Source organism: Acinetobacter sp. ANC 4973, assembly GCF_002135275.1.
GTDB lineage: Bacteria > Pseudomonadota > Gammaproteobacteria > Pseudomonadales > Moraxellaceae > Acinetobacter > Acinetobacter kyonggiensis.
Genome location: NZ_NEGM01000001.1, coordinates 400,640 through 420,094 on the forward strand (window position 1 = coordinate 400,640; position 19,455 = coordinate 420,094).

Consider the following 19,455-nt stretch of genomic DNA (forward strand, 5'->3'; position numbering starts at 1 on the left):
ACTGTTCAGCGATGCCTTGCTTGATGAACCCAAACAACATAAATCAGGCATAAAACGTAAGTAAACTTTGATTATCCGCCTTAACCTTGCATCGGACTTTTATCAATTAATCTCTCGTATTTCGCTCATTTAACCAGCGATATAACACAGGTAAGATCAACAACGTCAGAAACGTAGAAGAAATAATGCCGCCAATCACCACCGTTGCTAAAGGTCTCTGCACTTCTGCACCTGTTCCCGTAGCCAGTGCCATCGGAATAAAACCTAAAGAAGCGACACAAGCCGTCATTAATACTGGACGTAAACGTAAAACTGCGCCTGACCATGTTGCTGTATGGACATCAAACTTTTCTCTGAGCTCTTTAATAAAAGTCAGCATGACCAAACCATTTAAAACAGCCACACCTGACAGCGCAATAAAACCAATGCCTGCTGACATGGAAATTGGAATATCTCTTAACCATAACGCCATTAATCCACCAGACAGTGCAAATGGCACACCACTGAAAACCAGCAAACTATCCTTAACGTTGTTAAACACAGCCATAAGTAAAACAAAAATGATGATGAATGCCATCGGGATGACGATTTGCATTCTGGCTTTTGCTGAAGCTAGGTTTTCAAACTGACCACCATAACCCAACCAATAGCCCGCAGGTAACACCTGTTGTTTTAGCTCTTGTTGCATTTCTTGCACAAAAGAACCTAAATCACGATCACGCACATTGGCGGTGACCACAACACGGCGCTTACCATTTTCTCGACTGACTTGGCTAATCCCCAAAATATTCTCAACTTTGGCCACATCTTGTAATTGAATCAATCCACCATTTGGCAGTTGAATCGGTAACATTGCCAATTGCTGTGGCGTGCGCATGCTTTCATCTAATCGAATCACAAAATCGAAACGTCGATCCCCTTGTAAGATGCTCCCCACATTTTGACCACCAATACTCGTCGCCACTAAATCTTGTATGGACTTCACCGATAAACCATATTGTGCTGCCAAAGCATGATCAATATCGACATTTAAGACAGGTAAACCATCGGTTTGCTCGACTTTAACTTCACTCGCACCCTCAATCTTTTTCAGTTTTTCCGCAATCTTTTCCGCTTCTTGATTCAGCGTCTGCATATCATCACCAAAAATTTTGATGCCGACATCACTGCGAATGCCCGAAATCAGCTCATTAAAACGGAGTTCAATCGGTTGCGAAAATTCACTGTTATTGCCGGGAATTTTCTCCACAAATGCCAGCATTCGTGCTCGCAAATCATCAATCGTTTCATCTTGATTCGACCATTGATCATGCGGTTTTAACAACACAACACTATCGGAAATATTCGGAGGCATGACATCTGTTGCCACTTCTGCCGTACCTGTACGAGAAAAAATCGCCTTAATTTCAGGAAATTCTTTTAAAAGCTGTTTTTCTAGCCCTTCTTGTATTCTTAAGGATTCTTCAATCCCTGTACTTGGTGCGCGCAGTAATTGCAGTGCAAAATCACCTTCGCTCAAAGTCGGAGAAAACTCAGTCCCCACACGTGTCGATAATGCAGCCGTAAGAAGTAAAATACTGATTGCTGCTGTCACCACCACATATTTAAAAGCATAGGCTTGATCTAAAAGTTTTGCATAGCCATTTTTTAACGAACTCATCCAACGACTTTCTGTTTCTTTTACATCGCCTGTTAGGAACAAAGCGATGGCTGCTGGTACAAAAGTAATGGATAAAATAATCGCGCCCACAAGTGCAAGAACCACGGTCATTGCCATGGGATGGAACATTTTCGCTTCAACGCCTTCCAGTGCAAAAATTGGGAAATACACCACCATAATGATGATTTGCCCAAATATAAGCGGACGTCTTGCTTGTTTTGCAGCTAAAAAGACTTCCGTAAAACGTTCAGAGCGCGTTAATTTTCTGCCTTTATGCTGCTGAGCTTCCGCTAAGCGACGGATACAGTTTTCCACAATCACCACTGCACCATCAACGATAATGCCAAAATCCAAAGCACCTAAACTCATCAGATTGGCACTAATTTTCTGCTCTGCCATGCCTGTCAAAGTAAACAACATTGACAGTGGAATCACACATGCGGTAATCAGTGCTGCTCTAAAATTGCCCAGAAAAATAAACAGGATCACAATAACAAGGATGGCACCTTCGACAAGATTTTTGGCAACCGTCTTAATTGCCTTATCCACCAAATGACTACGATCATAAACAGTTTCAATCAGCACACCTTTGGGTAATGACTGTTGAATTACCTGAACTTTTTGATCCACAGCTTGAGCAACGGCCTTACTATTTTCACCCATCATCATCATGGCCGTACCCAATACGGTTTCTTCACCGTTATAGGTCGCACCACCTGTACGTAAATCATGACCAATGGAGACTGAAGCCACATCACTGACCCGAATAGGTAAGCCATTTTTGGTGCTAATGCTGACATTTTCGATATCTTGAACAGAAGACAATAAACCTGGCACACGTACGGTCAGTTGTTGCCCATTATCTTCAATAAAACCAGCACCGCGATTTGCATTGTTATCTTGAAGTGCTTGCTCCAACTCTGCCACTGAAATTTGGATCTGTTGTAAGCGTGTTAAATCTGGAGCAACAATATAGGTTTTTTCATAGCCCCCTATACTATTGACTTCTGCAACCCCTTCAACCCGTTGTAACTGAGGACGAACAATCCAGTCTTGAATTTCCCTTAAATCCATTGCTGTATAAAGTGTTCCATCTGGCTTTTTGGCATTGGGCTGTGCTTTGATTACCCACTGATAGATTTCCCCCAAACCTGTCGAGATAGGCGACATTTGTGGCTCAACAGCTTCAGGTAACGCACTTTTGGCTTCTTGCAAGCGTTGATTAATCAGTTGTCTTGCCCAGTAAATATCCGTCCCATCTTTAAAAATAATGGTAACTTGCGAAAGTCCGTAACGAGAAATCGAGCGTGTCTGCTCTAGATTTGACATACCAGACATTGCATTTTCAATCGGATAGGTAATCCGTTGCTCAACCTCAAGTGCGGTAAAACCATTGGCTTGACTATTAATTTGCACTTGAACATTGGTGATGTCAGGTACAGCATCTATTGTCAGTTTTTGATAACTATATATTCCGATACCAATCCATGCGACGACAAACAACAGCACCCAAATGGCATTACGAATAGAAAATTGAATGATTCGATCAAACAGTCCTTGACTCGGAAAAAGCTCATCTTGAGAATTAATGGGCATGTTCAGCCTCTCCCTTCTCCATTTCCGATTTCAACAGAAAACTGCCCTGACTGACATACTGCTGTTTCGCAGTTAAACCCGATTTAATCTCGACCCACTGACCATCACTTGAATAGTTGCCAAGTTGTACAGGGCTTGCCGTCAGATGAATTTGCTCTTTTTCAGTCTTGGCAACAAACACAATCTGTTGACCATCAATCTGTTGAATCGCGGCTTTAGCAACACGCAATACAGGTTGTCGCGTTGCTTCACCTGTTAATAAAACATTGACCATTAAATTGGGACGTAGTTCTTGGGCTGGCGTTAAGACTTTCGCACGAACTTGTAAACGTCCTGTTTGACTATCCGCTTCAGTGGTTAAGGCCTGCACTCGCGCTTTAAATAAATTATTGGTTTGCAAAGATTTAAATTCAATTTGCTGATTCGGTTGAACATGAATATTTGCAGCACTCGGCAAAATAAACTCCACCCATAATTGATCTAGCTGATCAATGATGAACAATTGCTTATCCGCAGAAATATTTTCACCCACAACAATATCTTTTTTCGTAATCACCCCATTAAAAGGTGCCTGAATTACATAACGCCCTTGACTGCCACTGCTTGCACCCAGTGCGGATAAACGACTCCGAGCCGCTTGAACTTGAATCTCCGCTTGTCGATAAGTGTTATATGCACGTTGATAATCCTGTCTGGCAGAAATCCCTTGATCAAAGAGCTGTTTTTCTCTGTGATAATCTTGCGAAGCTAAAGTGAAAGCTTCCTGAGCAATACTCAAGTTGGCTTGTTGGTCCACAAGGTCAGGAATAAAAAGCGTGGCTAAAGCCTGTCCTTTTTTAACGTCCTGTCCTAAGGTTACCGCGACACTTTCAACTCGTCCTGCAAAACTCGCCTCCACATGGGCTTGTTGGTCAGTATTCACCACCAGTTTGGCAGGATATTGTTGTTTTTGTTCAACATCGCCCAATTCAACTTGGGCTAATTTCACACCAAACTCAATCAATTGTTTTGAAGTAAAGTTTAACGATTCAGCATCAGCCTCCTCAGCTTCATCATGTCCATGCTGTTCATCTGCATGTGCATCTTCATCGGCAGCTTTACTTGCTTTCTCTTTACCACCGAATAATAAAAAGGCACTCAAAACGATACTCATCGTGATAATGGCAATGATCCAAACCCATTGTTTTTTTGCTTGATCTATAGACACGCTTATTCTCCTACCACTGGGCTTAGGTCATTTGTGGATTGCCATAAATTTTGATTAATTTTCATCAGGGCATCGGGCGACATAAGCGCATTTGCATCTACCCCCAAGGCTAAACTTTCAGCTTGCAAAGATTTTTGCCATGCCTGTTTTAACGTTTGTATTTTATTTAAGCGTTGTTCCTGAAGCTGAATGCTGGCTTGATGTACATCAGTAATGGAGTATTTACCCACTTTAAAACCCAATAAAGTTTTTTGATGTACCGACTCCGATAGCGGAATTTGTTGCTCATTGATCAAGTCGTATTGCCATTTCAAACCCTTTAACTCAACCAATAAAGTGTCCAGTTGAGTCCGATTCTGCTGTTGGTAATACTGCTGTTGCTGATCCAATAAATCTTGTTTTGCTTGGGCGATTTGCATGCCATATTGCTGACGATCAAAGATATTTAAAGGTATTTCAACCCCTAAGCGTATTTGACTTTCAGTATTGTTTAAATTGGCTTGCTTACTATTGCTGATCCCCAAAAGTACATTCGGATTGGGTCTGGCTTGTGCTCTTAAATATGCTAAATGGGCTTGCTGTTTGGCTTTTTGCAGTTGAATACTTTGTGCCAATAAATTTTCATTGACTGCCTGTTGCACAAAGGCAGTTGTATCTGTTGGCCATAATTGCGCACGGCTTATACTCAGATCATGATCAAGTTCAGCTGCCCCCCATAAATTTGCCAATTGTCTTTTCACCGTGGTTAAAGACAACGCCATTTCTTGTGTCCGTCGCTGATTTTCAATGTGAGCAAGCAAAGTACGATCCAAATCTAATCTGGAAACACTTCCAGCACGATAGCGTAATCGTGTGGCATCCACATTTGCTTGACTGTCTGCTAATTGAGTTTTGCTAATTTTAAGCTCTTCTTGTAAAACAAGAACTTGAGACCATAAATATTTCACAGCCAAGCGGGTTTCTGCTTTATATAATTTTTGATTTAAATCGACTTGAGATAATTCAACTTTTGCTAAATTTTTTCGGCTACGACGTTGACCAAAAATATCTAAAGGTTGACTAATCTCGACATCTAACTCTTGATCCTGATCAGATTTAAAGCCCGTTTTTTGCACAGATAAACTTGGATTCGCCCACAGTTGGCTGTGTTTCAGTTTAGCTGTCGCAATGTCCTGTTGAGTCTGCAAGGCATGAATTTGGTTTTGATGACCTTCCACACGCATTAATATTTGATTGAAATCTGAATCTTGCTGATTTTTAGATGCTATTGAATGATCAGCAAAAATGCTCGCTGAAATAGATATCCCGAGGATGAATGCAACAAACTGATATTGTTTTACCTGAACAATCGTTTTCTCATTCAAACCCATACCATGAGTTGAAACTTTTTTTGACATGAAGATGTCCCACAAACATTAATAGAATGATGGTGGGTTGTTTTAGGCTACCCCACCGCGAGCGGGGATAATTCGGGAGGTGGAGCTAAACGAGGGAGATAGGGCGATTGGTAAAAATTTACCCAAGGTCGAGCGTGTAGAATATCGACTTGAAAATTGGGTTCATCGTTATAATAAGACTGTGTGTCTAGCTCAAGTGCAATATGATTCGATAAGTGGCTACACCTGTCGTTAAAACATATTTTTTGACAGTAATCATAAATTTTTTGATCATCGACCAGACTTTTTTTATTGTCATTACTTTGTGCATTGGGCTGAGCAAAAGAGGGATCATTGAAAAATGAAGGCACATTTGGCATTTCATGCAGACACGCCGCTTCCGCCACACTCCAAATACTTTGGAATGTGAACAATAGCAGGAAGATCTGTAGCAGAAATGTCTTTTTCTTCATAGCATCATCTTAAACTTTAAGCCCGCATTATAGCGACCATTTGGATTGAAAGCACTTAGATTTAGAAGATACAAATTAATCTCGCCAATAAAGTAGCACCGATACATTCAATGCCACCTTGCATAAAGTGAATCATCTAGAAAAAAATCAAGCTTAAAATTCTTTGCAATAAAGCTTTCACCCCACAATTTGATTCCCCCATTTTAGATGCAACTCAACTTTTTTTGGGTGATAACTTGACCATTTTCTTTCCAAAGGGTTCTGGCTAAATATTTAACAGTTTTGAACAAGTCATTACAATCTTAAGCATATACTTTTAAATCTATCCATGATCTCGCCTTATTTCAGACATAAGCTAATGACTCATAAGCCTTTCATATAGGAATTACTCCCTTATTAATATACTTTTTGATAAAAAATTAGTACGCTATGGTTAATGAATAGATTGAATAAAAAAGATAATGTATGAAATTACCATTTTGCGCTCTCTTGACCTGTATTTTGGTGGGTGCATCGGCACTGATTTATGCAGCAAACCAACAATCAACTCAGTTTAACGTGAGTATTAGCATTAAAGAAACTTGCAATATTACGGCAGCCAATAGCGCAGATCTCAATTTTGGCAGCATTAACCGCGCATCAAAAGGCTCAAATCAAAGTAATCATTTAGCAGTAACGTGTACCCAAGGAACGCCTTATCGTATTGCACTACAAAGCCAAAGAGCGATGGCAAATGCGACTTCAAATAACACTAAAATTCCTTATACCCTGTATCAGGATGCCAATCGGACAACACTCTGGGGCGCAGATACTCAAAATGCTTATAGCAATACAGGCACTGGAAATACCCAAAAAATTCCAGTTTGGGGACAAGTCAACCAAGCAGACACCAATGTTCCTACGGGTCAATATACAGACAAAGTAACCGCTGTCATTACTTACTAGCTGTCATTACTTACTAATAGGTTAGCGTCACTGTAATGGTGTCCTGATATTCTCCCGCAGGTACAGCCGCTGAACTTGGCCCAGCCTTTCCATAAATAGGAATCGTCTGTGTGCCATTGTTGCCCGTACCCTGTGATGCACCGCTATTGTTCCACAGATGACTGTACTGCGCATCGCGATATAATTCATAGGCAATATAGTCTGAACCTTTGCGCATACGACGTGTCGTGCCGTCATAGTTCATTCCCTGATCTAAATTCACTTTCCAAGACGTATTCAAGGGGCAAGACAAAGTTACCGTTGTCGAACTAGTCACTGCCTGAGATAAATCATTCATGTGACCAAAATTCAGATCGGATGCAGAAATCAAATTACAACTGTTTTCATAGTTTGTCGTGACACTCAAACTGTTGCTGCTTGGATTTTTAGACTGAGATGCCAATACATCTTCTGTAGTTGGCTGTTTGTCCTGACTAAAGGCATATAATAGACTGACTTGCGTATCATTATTATTTTTATAATCTGCAGCTCTAACATTTTGCCCCGCATAAATATAACCATAAATGGGGAGATCGAAAACTTTCTGGTTTTCATTCACCGTAAAAGTTTTATAGGTACATGTTAATGTCGATAAATTGGCTTGCGTATCCATCCGCTGGGTCAAAGCGGGATCATAAAACAAGTCATAACTAATATAGGAGTGTGTTGCCCCATAAGAAACCATTTGGCGACGGTTATTGGACAAACCTAAACCACCCGCGGTCGCATAAGGACACAAAGCCACATTGACCGTTTTAGTATGACCATATTGATTACACGTCACTTGCCAATTGGTATAGCTGGTTTTTCCTTTACCCGATACCGAACCGAAATTCAAAGCGGGGCCAGACAACCAACACGAACCAGATGCTTGAGCAGATGAACTAACACTCATCAGGGCAAAAGGCAGCATTAGGGCAAAAATCCAATATGCCAGTAACAGCCCTGAACGCTGCGTATGGTGAATATTCATTATTATTGGCACGTTAAATTCCCCAAGTCTAGAAAACCATATTGCGCTGAAAAATCAGGCAAGTCTATACGGCAAACCTGCCCCATTTGCTCGACAAAAACTGTTGATGCAGCTGGATTTTCTAAATAAATCATGCCATCTCGCCCAACAATCGTATGTTCAACATTGTCTAAATTAGGCGCAGTTTTCTGTACCCACACTCGGCTTCCCATTTTTAAAGGCTGATTCTGTTTATCGACTGCAACCCATTGTACCGAACGCATTTTATACACTGGAAAATTCACATACACGCCACTAGAGCTATAAGGAACTGCATCTATTTGTGTCGATTCAATTTTATATTCCAGTGGTAAATCTAACGTATCTATAGACACCACATTATGCTGATATGGATTTAATGAATCGATTAATAACAGTCCCTTTCGATTGGTTTTACCCACGAGACGATTTTCCAGCCGTACAGGAATATCGGCCACACCTTCGGTAGACACCACAGCAAATGAATTCAGCGATTGACGCATGGCAAAAAGATTGCGGTTCATCATCACCAAACTGCCACGTGCTGACCCAATGACAGTGCTATAATCTTCATCGTTAATCTTGGCATTTTGAAAACCTAGATCCCATTGTCCAACTGAAGTTTCCCGCTGCAACTGTCCCTGTAAACTATAATTACTTGAATCACTATATTCGATGTTGCTTTGCCAGCCCCAATCTGCTTGATTTTGCAAAGCCGTTTTACGCACACTTGCCGACACCTTATTACGTTCCGTATTTTTTTGCGCATTCATGGTGGCATTGGTCTGACGGTCTAACGGAATATTCAGTGACATAAAAAAAGTATTACTTTTTTCATTTAAATCACGCGTCATATTCAAGGTTAAATAACTCTTGGAAGGAAAATAATAAGACCAATTAAAGATCAGATATTCATTATCAATCCCTTGATATTGCTGCGCTGCATAACTGCTGCCAAATTGACCAAAAGGCGTATTCACCCCGAAGAAAATATGATCAGAGCGGTCAATATAGGTATAGCCCAAACCACTCGCCAAATCACCAAAATTACCGTCACTTTGCTGATGATGCATAGAAAAGTTGATCAAGCGGTTATTCCACTCATAACCTGCTGAAAAAGCCTGCCCTGCCTGTTGATTTAATTCGCTATAACTATAAGAGCCATTTAACACCCCCAAAGTATTTGGCAAGCGGTGTACAATACCAAATCCTGCTAAAGCCACATCATTTGAATATTCAGTATGACTTTCCAATGTCGTATTATTGCTTAAACCGTGCCGAAAAGTGGCATTCATTAAAAGATCATGCCCATAGCTAAATGACTTGACCGCATAATTCAGTTTATTCACCCCCAGACTCACATCCCAGTCGGATAAACCTTGCTGCAATAACTGTGAAGTGCCAAATAAGGAAAAGTTGACAATCCGTTGCTGTCCATTCAAATCGGTAATTAATAACTGCGCTGTTCCCGCACCTGTAATTGACGGTGCAGTCTGAATATTGAACTGCCCTGGAAGCACTTCACTGCTGCTTTGCTGAATACCATTAATTAATAAATCTACCGTTGACGGCAATAGCACTGAATCTTTAAATGAGGCTAATGGTGAAGTCACTTGGTACGGCTGTAAATTATAGTTTTTTGCCAGTTTAATGCCTGAAATGCGGGTCGAGCGACTCCAATCTAAAGCGCGCGACTGACTATCGCCTAATGTTAATGTCAGCGCCCGATTAGTAAAATCCTTTTGCCAATAAGTATCTAAAATCTGGCTATTCAGTTCTTCCGATGTCTTTGACTCGGTATAAGCATGGTTAGCAGAAATACTTAAAACACTGCCCGCTCCAAAACCAAAAAAACGTAGCTCATTCCAGCCGCTTAAAGACCAAACATCTTCAGTGGCTTGGGCATAAAAATCGTAATTGAAAAGCACACCCGGTTTAATCTGCTGAGCATTGACTTTGGCGGCTTCAATCGGAATAAATCCTGCTACAGTATTGTTCTGCAAAAAAGAGACAGCTACATCCAAATGGATACTTTGCGCAGCGGCATTGTAATTGTAGCTTAAACCAGAAATTTGAGACAAACTGATAAAACCTGCATGCTGGGGAGCATCAGGTACACTGACTTTTAATTGCAGTTCTTGCAGGGTCGTCCGTGAAATCAGTAAATCGTGTGGTGTTTGAATAAAGTGCCCAAAAGTTGAGCTAGATGCCTGATTCAACACAATACTTAAATACAGCTCCTGCTGCTTAATACCATCATCTTCTAAACTGACGGTTTCGCTGGCAATGACCAAAGTACTGGATAAACAATACGTACACAGCAATGCTTGAAATAATGGGCCACAGTCAGCGAACTTTTTTCTCATTACAGTTTATTGGATGGGAAGCATCTGTGCTAAACCATCACTATTGATTCTGGCTTCAAACTTACCATTTGGGAGTATTTTTTTAGACTCAGGAATATCCCAGCGCATAGTCTGACCAGCAAGTGCATAGCCCACCAGACCATTGATTAACGGTATTCTTTCGCCATTTGGATTGATATAGGTTAACTCACTCATCCGAATATGGCTTTTCGCATTGTTCTGCACAATCAGCTGTTGATTCTGATATTGAAAACTCACCTGATTTAACAGCGTTAAACCATTGCGCATAGCAATACTGTCAGTAGGCTGGATAAAAACTGGAATAGAATACTGTAATAATAACTGCAAGCCGGTCTGTGCATCGGCTTGTCCTGAACTTGGCAGTTCATCAATCAATAAGCGGTAAGTCTGTTCTACCGCGGTATTTTGTGAGGCAATACGAATAATTCGGATCAGCTGCTGCTCACCCGCTTTAATTTCTGTAATCGATGGGCTGGCAACCAAGTCTCGTGTAGGATTCACTTGATCCTGACCTGAAACTTGCGACCAAATCAGCACGCGAGTTTGCGCCCGAATAGGTCGTTCACTGGTATTGGTCAGCCATATTTCTTTGGCTTTTTCCTGCGGAGAGAATGAAACAGAAATTGGAGCAACTTGCAGACTGGCTGCCAAACTGCTCAGCGAATAAAGTGAAACGATAGAAGTACAAATGAATTGTCTCAATTTGTTCATATACTGCGTCACTCTATTCGTACAGCTCTAACCCATTAGTAAGTTACAGTTGCAACTACTGTATCTACATAATTACCAGCTTCAACGTTGGTATCACCCGCTAACTTAGCATAGACAGGAATTGCTTGGTCTTTACCATTACCTGTTTTTGATAATAAGTTGATAGCATCCCACTCTGTTGTACGGGTAGAGTCTTGATACAATTTATATGGAACTTTACTGGTTGAAGCAGTATTGGTATTACTCATTTCACCATTACCTGCCAAAGCAATTTTATAGGGTGTATTTAAAGTACAAGTAACATTTAACTGGCCTTTCGCATTGCTTGCAGATTTAGTAGAACGATCAACAGAAGCAAATTCCACGTCTTGAGCCGCAGTAAACTTACATGATTCATTTACTGTAAGTTTAACCTCAAATTGAGTAGAATCAGTGCCTGCTGCATACGCTACTGTAAAAAGAGAAGAAAAACCTAGAACTGCCGAAACAATGACTTTTTTCATGAAATGCCCCATATAATGTGAAGGATGACACATTAAATTAAAATATGGGGTGGATTATAGGCTTTTTTTTGATCTTGTAAAGCACTTAAGTAAAAATTTAATTATAAAATTCATCCTATTATTTTAGATATTCATCCCCCTTATTTAACCTTGTCCCCACATGATGTGTGCTGAGTTTATGCAAGAATCTCGTGCCTAGACTTTTAAGCAAAAATTCTACTTTTAGATTCTTTTATTTTTAGGGGGAGTTACCGTAAGTTGTAAGGGAAATTACAGACAAAAAAAGATCCTTGATCATCAAGAGTCTTTTTAGATATTTGGCGGAAGCGGTGACAGTCATATTTACAACTTAAATAATTGATATATTTTTTATAAATTTAATTTCTTACTACTATTTTTTAATGCTTTATATTTTATTATTTTTTTAATTATTTCTTATAGATGATTATACGTTACTCGTTAGTAACGTTTAGTTTTAATTATAAATCATCACAATTTTCTATTACACCATAGCAATGGAATATTTTATCAATCATAGTTCTGCTGACTTATTGAATCGACTCAAGTTGAGACCCAAGTTCAAAACCATATCGTTTCAGCACCTTTTCAGAGTGACATACTTTCCAATATGTCTTTGACTGATTTAATTAAATGTATGCACGAACAGAAGCCTAAATAAAATTGCTTAGGCTATATTAATCTAAAACAAAATTGTGTCATTACTATTCATGGTTTCTGCTCTACATTTCGTGACTAGTCTGCTAATAAAACTGATTACCCACATGAAGTTTGTGAACATGTACTTACACATAAGTTACCAGATGAGTTTTGAAGCAGCTTATTTAGAAAAAATGTAAAAGATTAATGACTGATTACGCTATGTTATGTGATGAATAAGTTACTTATTTGAATAAACAGCATATTATTAAACTTCTGCCTTAACGAGCAGAAGACTTTTATAATATGCTGTTTAGGATATTCCAAGTAAAAGTCTTCAGTATTTGCAACACAATTCACTTTTTATGTTGCATATTTTATGCTTACCTTTTTTAATTCATCAAACTTTTTGAGTTCATAAGGAAGTCCAACATAGTTTTCAGCTAAAGTCGTTTGCCCTGCTTCTGAGCCCAGAATATAAGCAAGCTCAGCTTGTTTGATTTTAATATCAAACTCACTTTCAGTTTCAAAACGGTGCAATAAATGGGTCATCCACCAAGAGAAACGTTCAGCTTTCCATACCCGTTTTAGGCATTTTTCAGAATATTCATCAATGCCTTGCTTAGAACCATTTAAGTAATATTCTATTAATGCACTAGATAAATATGCAATATCAGAGGCTGCCAAATTCAGGCCTTTAGCACCAGTTGGAGGAACAATATGTGCGGCATCACCTGCTAAGAATAAGTTTCCAAAACGCATCGGCTCGGTTACAAAACTGCGTAAAGGTGCAATACTTTTTTCAATTGAAGGCCCTGTAACTAAATGCTCACAGCTTTCTTTATCTAGACGGTTTCTTAGTTCATCCCAGAAACGTTCATCTGACCAATCCTCTACTTTATCAGTTAAAGGCACTTGTAAATAATAACGGCTCCGTGTACTTGATCGCATGCTGCAAAGCGCAAAGCCACGTTCAGACTGCACATAAATCAACTCATCAGATACTGGTGGCACATCCGCCAAAATACCTAACCAGCCAAATGGATATACTTTTTCAAATGTTTTAATTTTATCTGTTGGCACACTGGCACGACATACACCATGATATCCATCACACCCTGCAATAAAGTCACAATTGACGCGATATTCTTGCCCATCTTTGTTAAAAGTCACATAAGGTAGATCATAAAATTCATGTACTTTGACATTATTCACTTCATAAAATGAAGTTAGCTTGGCTTCATCACGTGCATGCATTAAATCTTTAGTGACTTCAGTTTGACCATAAACTGTCACCTGTTTTCCATGCGTTAAAGCGGATAAATCAATACGATGTTTTTCACCATTGGTTAAAATCTCTATTCCATGATGAGGTAAACCTAATTCATTTAACTGTTGGTCTACACCTGCTTGTTTAAGTAAATCAACCGAAACTTGTTCAAGAATACCAGCACGAATACGTGCAGAAACATAATCTGCACTGCGTTGTTCAATAATAATATGTTCAATGCCCGCTTTATAAAGAAGCTGTCCCAGCAATAATCCTGCCGGTCCTGAACCAATAATTGCAACTTTAGTGTTTAAAATTTCCATCATTTATCTTCCCTGTCCTATCTACTTAAACTAAATTTTTTATAAAATTTCAGCTATAGTAAAACGTGAATATTCACCGTATTGCGGTGATATTGACCGTATAACGGACAAAACATCATAAATTGATGCTTTATCAGCAAGGATGCTTCATGCGCTATGATTTAATTAAAAATAAGACTTCAGGTGAAACAATCACAAATGATGATTATATTTCTGGGCTTGCCAAAGGCTTAGCTTTGTTAGAAGCCTTTGGGATTGATCGGCAAAAGCTCAATGCAACTCAAATTGCTGAACGTACAGGAATTAGCCGTACCGCAGCAAGACGTTACTTACGAACTTTAAAGTTTTTAGGTTATTTAGAAACGGACGAACATTCTTTTTGGTTAACCCATAAAGTTCTACGCTTTTCGAGTTCTTATTTAAGTTCTGCACATTTACCCAAAGTTGCCCAGCCTATTTTAAATATTTTGTGTATGCAAACCACGCTGACATTTTCAATTGTCGTTTTAGATGATGATGAAATCGTGCCTATTGCACGAAGTTTTTTACCCCAGCAAGATAATATGCGTGCCAGTCCTGATGGTATGCATTTAGGCAATCGTTTGCCTGCTCATGCAACATCTACGGGTAAAGTTTTACTTGCAGCATTAAATCAAGAAGAACAAAAAAATTGGTTCAGTAAATATGGTTTAAAACGTCTAACGCCTTTTACGCTCCAATATGAATCGGCATTTTATCAAGTGCTTAATCAAGTGGCTCAGCAAAATTATTGCCTATCAAAAGAAGAACACGAACTTGGGGTTATTGCAATTGCTGTACCAGTATTGAACCGTCAAGGTAAAACCATTGCAGCTTTGAACTGTATGTCACAAGTTAACCGTGTTACAGAGGAATACCTCATTCAGAGTATTTTACCTTTACTTCAAAATACAGCTTATGAAATTAGAGCAATGATTTAATAGAGTGATTAATCATCAAAAAATGCCTGCCAGTATTAAACCAGAATGCCATTACCATTGCCCTAAACGCCGTACACCAGCAAACAGATCTTGTTAACCCATCTGGACTACATTTAAGAAACCATTTACCTGCACATGCAACATCAGCAGGTAAAACTTTACTCGCCTATCTAGATTTAGAAGAGCAAAAAAATGGTTAGAAAAATATTCATTACAACGGTTAACTAAATTTAGCTGTACAGACAACAATACCTTTCTAAAAATTCTTAAGGAAATTAAAGAACAAGATTGGTGTTATTCCAGTCAAGAACATGAATTAGGTGTTCATGCACTTGCTGTACCGATATACGGGCCAAAAGGTAATGTTGTCGTGACATTGAATATTGTTTCCCCTATTAGTAAAAAAACGAAAGAATATTTGGTTCAATAAATTATGCCGTGACTCTTAGAAACCGAGCGGAAATTAAGGAATGTGATTTAAATCCACCAAAAACAATATCTCCATTACTATTCTATTATTGTGTGACATATCAACCATCAATGGCATAATTCCCTCCTGTAACAAATGAGGCATCCTCAAACGGCTTTGTTGCACAAACCTATTCAGATACAGCGATTCAATGCTGCCTAATGATCAGATCCTTATTTCGATTATCTTTACGTATGGTCACTGGTGTTTTTCAAAGCCTGATAAATTATCTGGATTAGATTGGACGGCTCCGAATATCAGTGATATTCGTCCTCAATCATATGTAAAAGACAGAAGCATATTGATATTTCGATAAACTATCAAAAAAATAGTGGTGGATTACATCTACTTGTAGACATGAGAAGCACTGCTTCGCAAAGTTTAAAATTTCTAGGCGAACGAGAATGGCAGCGTAAGAGGCATCAGCCTGAATATCGCTGACAATGGCATAAACTGCACATCGGTATAGATGCTGAAACCCTGCAAATACGGGCAGTTTACCCCACCACAAACAATGTCTGTGATTCATAAGTACTTGGTGTTTGCTCGATTAGATTCCACAAGAAGAACAAATTGATTCAGTCTATACAAATGAGCTTATGATACTAGGCAATACCGTCATGAGATTACAGGTCGGCAAGCACATGCGGTGATTCCGCCACGAAAGAATGCCAAGCCATGGAAAGACTCAAGGGCAAGCTCCTTAGAGCGTAATCAATTACTCGAAATAGTGCCGTACTTAGGCAGGACTATTGGGGAAAATAGGTCTAGTTACCATCGTCGAAGTTTGGTAGAAAACAAGATGTATTGTATTAATGCTATTAGGAGATAAATTGAATTCAAAAAGCTTTCAAAGTCAGGGAAATGAAATTCATGCACGTGTAGCAGTGTTGAATAGATTCACTGAACTAGGCAGACCTCACACCCCTTGCAAAGCAGTGCTTCTCATGTCTTAAATTTGAATAGTTTAGAGCAGTGTTAACTTTTAAATCTTTGTGCAACAAAGCTCTTACTCTACGATGTTTCCAGTTTGGATTATTTCAAATTATTGACCATAATTTCTAAATTATTTCGAATCAGTAAGGCTAAATTAATATCGACACCTTTTAGCATTTTTTGCTCTAGAGCTTCCACAATCAAATTACATTCAGCAATTTTATTCTGACCACTTGCAGTGAGCTGAATTAAGATTCTTCGACCATGTGTTGGATCAGAATGCTTTTCAATCCAGCCCAAACTTAATAAATCTTGCAAAATTTTATTGGCTGACTGAGGTTTTATAAATGAACGCTCTGCCAATTTAGCATTTGACAGACTTCCTCTAGCTGCAAGTACTGACAACGCAGTGTACTGCGGTAACGTTATATTGAGCTGTTTAAGTTGTTCTGTTAATAATTTACTAATAATCCGATCCACTCGAGCAATCATATAACTGAGTTTAGGTGATTGATTTTCATTTGATTTCATTAAGTTGTTGGGCATATCTACTCTGGATTAAATATGATGAAGTATGACCTATTAGATCATACTTCAAATCAAATAATTAAGTGGAACTGCTTAATACTTGCGTTTGTTGCTTAGGTTTACCTACCAGCATTAACGCAGCTATTGCAGCAAGTAAAATCATTGGAATACTCGCCCCGATTACCATTCCAGCGCTTGAACCAAAAGACAACAGCATTCCTGCCAATAATGGCCCTGCAAAGGAACCAATACGACCCACTGCAACAGCAGCACCTACGCCAGTCCCACGCATTTCTGTTGGATAAAATCTGGCAGCTAAGCCATAAAGTGCCGATTGCCCACCCACAATAAATAATCCACAACCAATTGCTGATAGTGAAAGTAATGCAACTGTTGGAGAAATAGCAAGACAACATAATGCAACCAAAATTCCAGCGTAAATCAGCTTAATCACAAAACTCATGCGTAGCTTATCTAGCAAGAATCCCATGAGTATTGAACCAAATATTCCACCAATGTTGTAACCAATTTGCACATAATTGGCTTCATTTTTTGATAAACCTTGCGCACCCATCAATAGCGGTAACCAGTTTAATAAGAAATATAAAACCACCAAGGTACAGAAAAAACTAATCCAAATTTGTACCGTAGAGAAACGGCGTTCTTTGGCAAAAAGCACCTGCATAAATGGTACTGTCGCTTGAGAGCCTTTAACCAAATACGCATTCGATTCGGGTAAAAACTTCAGTAATAACGGAATCATGAATACTGGAGCCAATCCTCCAATGTAAAAAATATGACGCCATTCACTGTCCCCAGCTAAAGCCATTGCCACAAATGATGTCAGCATACCGCCAAAAGGAATACCACTGTACATAATACTGACAGCCGTTCCTTTGTATTTATCTGAGACCGCTTCCGAAGCCAAAGTAATCATCATGGGTAAGGCTCCGCCCATGCCTAATCCTGTTAAGAAACGAATTAGAATCAATACGCTATATTGACTTGCAAAAGCAGTTAAAATCGACATAATTCCAAAAAGTAAGATACTGAACATTAATACTTTTTTTCGTCCAATTTTATCTGCAAAACGACCACCTAATAAAGCTCCGGGCAATGTTCCCAACGTTGCTGCGCTAAATGCCCATGCCATTTGAGCATTATCCAAACCAAATTCTGCTCGCATACGCGGTGCTGCTACGCCCATTGATTGCAGGTCAAAACCCTCAAAAATTGCGATAGCAAAACACAGAGCAAGCGTTAATGTGGCTTTCCCTGAATGGCTTACACTTTTTTCCATTCGCATTATCCTTGTCTTCAATTTTAATTAATACACATCCTGTATAGCTATTTTTCTTTGCAAAAAATAACGTTAAAAATATCACCTAAACTTATATAAAAAACAACCATTATTTTTGTAAAAATTAAATAATGTTTATTAAAATGAATAAATACAGTAGTTTATAAAATAAATACAAAATAAGTTAAAAAAGACTTGAATGTAAGTTTAACTGATATTAAATTAAAACCCATGTAGCAACCCTCAGTCATCATGGAGAAACAAAAATGACTTATGAAAATCGTTGGAAAACAGTGGATGTCAAAGTAGAAGCTGGTATTGCTTGGGTGACGTTAAACCGCCCAGAAAAGAAAAATGCAATGAGTCCTACTCTCAATAAAGAAATGATTGATGTTTTAGAAACATTAGAATTAGATCAAGAAGCCGGTGTTGTTGTACTTACTGGTGCAGGCGATTCTTGGACAGCGGGAATGGACTTAAAAGAATACTTCCGTGAGGTAGATTCACAGCCTGAAATCTACAATGAGCGTATTCGTCGTGACTCATGTCGTTGGCAGTGGCAATTACTTCGTATGTACTCTAAACCAACCATTGCGATGGTCAATGGCTGGTGTTTTGGTGGTGGTTTTTCACCTTTAGTAGCCTGTGACTTGGCCATTTCAGCTGATGAAGCCACATTTGGTCTGTCTGAAATTAACTGGGGGATTCCACCCGGAAATTTGGTGAGTAAAGCTATGGCAGACACTGTAGGCCATCGTACTGCACTTTATTACATTATGACCGGTAAAACATTTACAGGCCAAGAAGCTGAAAAAATGGGTCTAGTAAATAAAAGTGTTCCACTCGAACAGTTAAAAGCAGAAGTTACTGAACTGGCCAATATTCTGCTGGAGAAAAACCCTGTTGTACTGCGTACTGCTAAAAATGGCTTCAAGCGCTGTCGTGAACTGACTTGGGATCAAAATGAAGATTATTTATACGCAAAACTTGATCAGTGTATTCACCGTGATACCGAAGGTGGCCGTGAAGAAGGTTTAAAACAGTTCTTAGATGAAAAAACCATTAAACCAGGGTTACAAAGCTATAAACGTACTGGCTAATTCCACACTCATTAATGGACATGTA

14 protein-coding genes and 3 pseudogenes are annotated in these 19,455 nt (G+C 39.1%); 6 read left to right on the forward strand and 11 right to left on the reverse strand.

From position 1 onward, the window contains the following. Positions 1–106: 106 nt before the first annotated feature. The 4 genes from B9T30_RS02060 to B9T30_RS02075 are packed head-to-tail and all read right to left on the reverse strand — an operon-like array spanning position 107 to position 6,312. On the reverse strand, positions 107–3,256 hold the full coding sequence (locus B9T30_RS02060) for an efflux RND transporter permease subunit (RefSeq protein ID WP_086183558.1): 3,150 nt from the start codon (positions 3,254–3,256) through the stop codon (positions 107–109). Beyond that, positions 3,246–4,463, reverse strand: a complete 1,218-nt coding sequence (locus B9T30_RS02065) for an efflux RND transporter periplasmic adaptor subunit (protein WP_086183559.1) — start codon at positions 4,461–4,463, stop codon at positions 3,246–3,248. The genes B9T30_RS02060 and B9T30_RS02065 overlap by 11 nt, the downstream gene beginning before the upstream one ends. A 2-nt stretch (positions 4,464–4,465) precedes the next feature. Continuing rightward, positions 4,466–5,860 (reverse strand): TolC family protein, encoded by a 1,395-nt coding sequence (locus B9T30_RS02070; RefSeq protein ID WP_086183560.1) that lies wholly within the window; start codon positions 5,858–5,860, stop codon positions 4,466–4,468. Between the two features lie 47 nt (positions 5,861–5,907). Beyond that, the gene (locus tag B9T30_RS02075) at positions 5,908–6,312 is read right to left on the reverse strand and encodes a hypothetical protein (RefSeq protein ID WP_086183561.1); all 405 of its coding nucleotides are present in this window, start codon (positions 6,310–6,312) and stop codon (positions 5,908–5,910) included. Between the two features lie 465 nt (positions 6,313–6,777). On the opposite strand from B9T30_RS02075, the gene B9T30_RS02080 reads away from it, so the two are divergent. Beyond that, on the forward strand, positions 6,778–7,257 hold the full coding sequence (locus B9T30_RS02080; RefSeq protein ID WP_086183562.1) for a spore coat U domain-containing protein: 480 nt from the start codon (positions 6,778–6,780) through the stop codon (positions 7,255–7,257). A gap of 13 nt (positions 7,258–7,270) precedes the next feature. On the opposite strand, the gene B9T30_RS02085 is transcribed toward B9T30_RS02080, so the two are convergent. Genes B9T30_RS02085 through B9T30_RS02100 form a run of 4 tightly spaced genes read right to left on the reverse strand, consistent with a single transcriptional unit; the run spans position 7,271 to position 11,888 of the window. Beyond that, a complete protein-coding gene (locus B9T30_RS02085; RefSeq protein ID WP_143223184.1) occupies positions 7,271–8,281 on the reverse strand; it encodes a spore coat protein U domain-containing protein in 1,011 nt (336 codons plus the stop codon). Then, positions 8,272–10,653 carry a fimbria/pilus outer membrane usher protein gene (locus tag B9T30_RS02090; RefSeq protein WP_086183564.1) on the reverse strand — a complete coding sequence of 794 codons (2,382 nt, stop codon included), beginning with the start codon at positions 10,651–10,653 and terminating at the stop codon, positions 8,272–8,274. Before B9T30_RS02090 ends, B9T30_RS02085 begins: the two co-directional genes overlap by 10 nt. 6 nt (positions 10,654–10,659) lie before the next feature. Beyond that, positions 10,660–11,385: a molecular chaperone gene (locus B9T30_RS02095; protein ID WP_086183565.1), complete on the reverse strand. Its 726-nt coding sequence runs from the start codon at positions 11,383–11,385 to the stop codon at positions 10,660–10,662. Between the two features lie 35 nt (positions 11,386–11,420). Further along, positions 11,421–11,888 (reverse strand): spore coat U domain-containing protein, encoded by a 468-nt coding sequence (locus B9T30_RS02100; protein WP_227518931.1) that lies wholly within the window; start codon positions 11,886–11,888, stop codon positions 11,421–11,423. A gap of 547 nt (positions 11,889–12,435) precedes the next feature. Between B9T30_RS02100 and B9T30_RS16625 the strand changes: the two are divergent. Beyond that, a pseudogene (locus B9T30_RS16625) lies at positions 12,436–12,785 on the forward strand (integrase); the annotation flags it as partial. 123 nt (positions 12,786–12,908) lie between these two features. Here the strand turns inward: B9T30_RS16625 and pobA are convergent. Further along, a complete protein-coding gene (pobA, locus tag B9T30_RS02110) occupies positions 12,909–14,138 on the reverse strand; it encodes a 4-hydroxybenzoate 3-monooxygenase (protein ID WP_086183707.1) in 1,230 nt (409 codons plus the stop codon). Positions 14,139–14,287: 149 nt separating this feature from the next. On the opposite strand from pobA, the gene B9T30_RS02115 reads away from it, so the two are divergent. The 3 genes and pseudogenes from B9T30_RS02115 to B9T30_RS02125 all read left to right on the forward strand — a co-directional run. Then, positions 14,288–15,097, forward strand: coding sequence for an IclR family transcriptional regulator C-terminal domain-containing protein (locus tag B9T30_RS02115; RefSeq protein ID WP_086183567.1), 810 nt, complete (start codon positions 14,288–14,290; stop codon positions 15,095–15,097). Positions 15,098–15,144: 47 nt separating this feature from the next. Further along, positions 15,145–15,527: pseudogene (locus tag B9T30_RS02120) on the forward strand (IclR family transcriptional regulator C-terminal domain-containing protein); the annotation flags it as partial. A gap of 164 nt (positions 15,528–15,691) precedes the next feature. Next, positions 15,692–16,522, forward strand: a pseudogene (locus tag B9T30_RS02125) (IS5 family transposase); the annotation flags it as partial. Between the two features lie 79 nt (positions 16,523–16,601). Here B9T30_RS02125 and B9T30_RS02130 read toward each other — a convergent pair. Then, on the reverse strand, positions 16,602–17,048 hold the full coding sequence (locus B9T30_RS02130; RefSeq protein WP_086183568.1) for a MarR family winged helix-turn-helix transcriptional regulator: 447 nt from the start codon (positions 17,046–17,048) through the stop codon (positions 16,602–16,604). A gap of 61 nt (positions 17,049–17,109) precedes the next feature. Further along, positions 17,110–18,330 (reverse strand): 3-(3-hydroxy-phenyl)propionate transporter MhpT, encoded by a 1,221-nt coding sequence (gene mhpT, locus B9T30_RS02135; RefSeq protein ID WP_086183569.1) that lies wholly within the window; start codon positions 18,328–18,330, stop codon positions 17,110–17,112. 266 nt (positions 18,331–18,596) lie between these two features. Between mhpT and B9T30_RS02140 the strand changes: the two genes are divergently transcribed. Continuing rightward, positions 18,597–19,430: a p-hydroxycinnamoyl CoA hydratase/lyase gene (locus tag B9T30_RS02140; protein WP_086183570.1), complete on the forward strand. Its 834-nt coding sequence runs from the start codon at positions 18,597–18,599 to the stop codon at positions 19,428–19,430. Positions 19,431–19,455 lie beyond the last annotated feature (25 nt).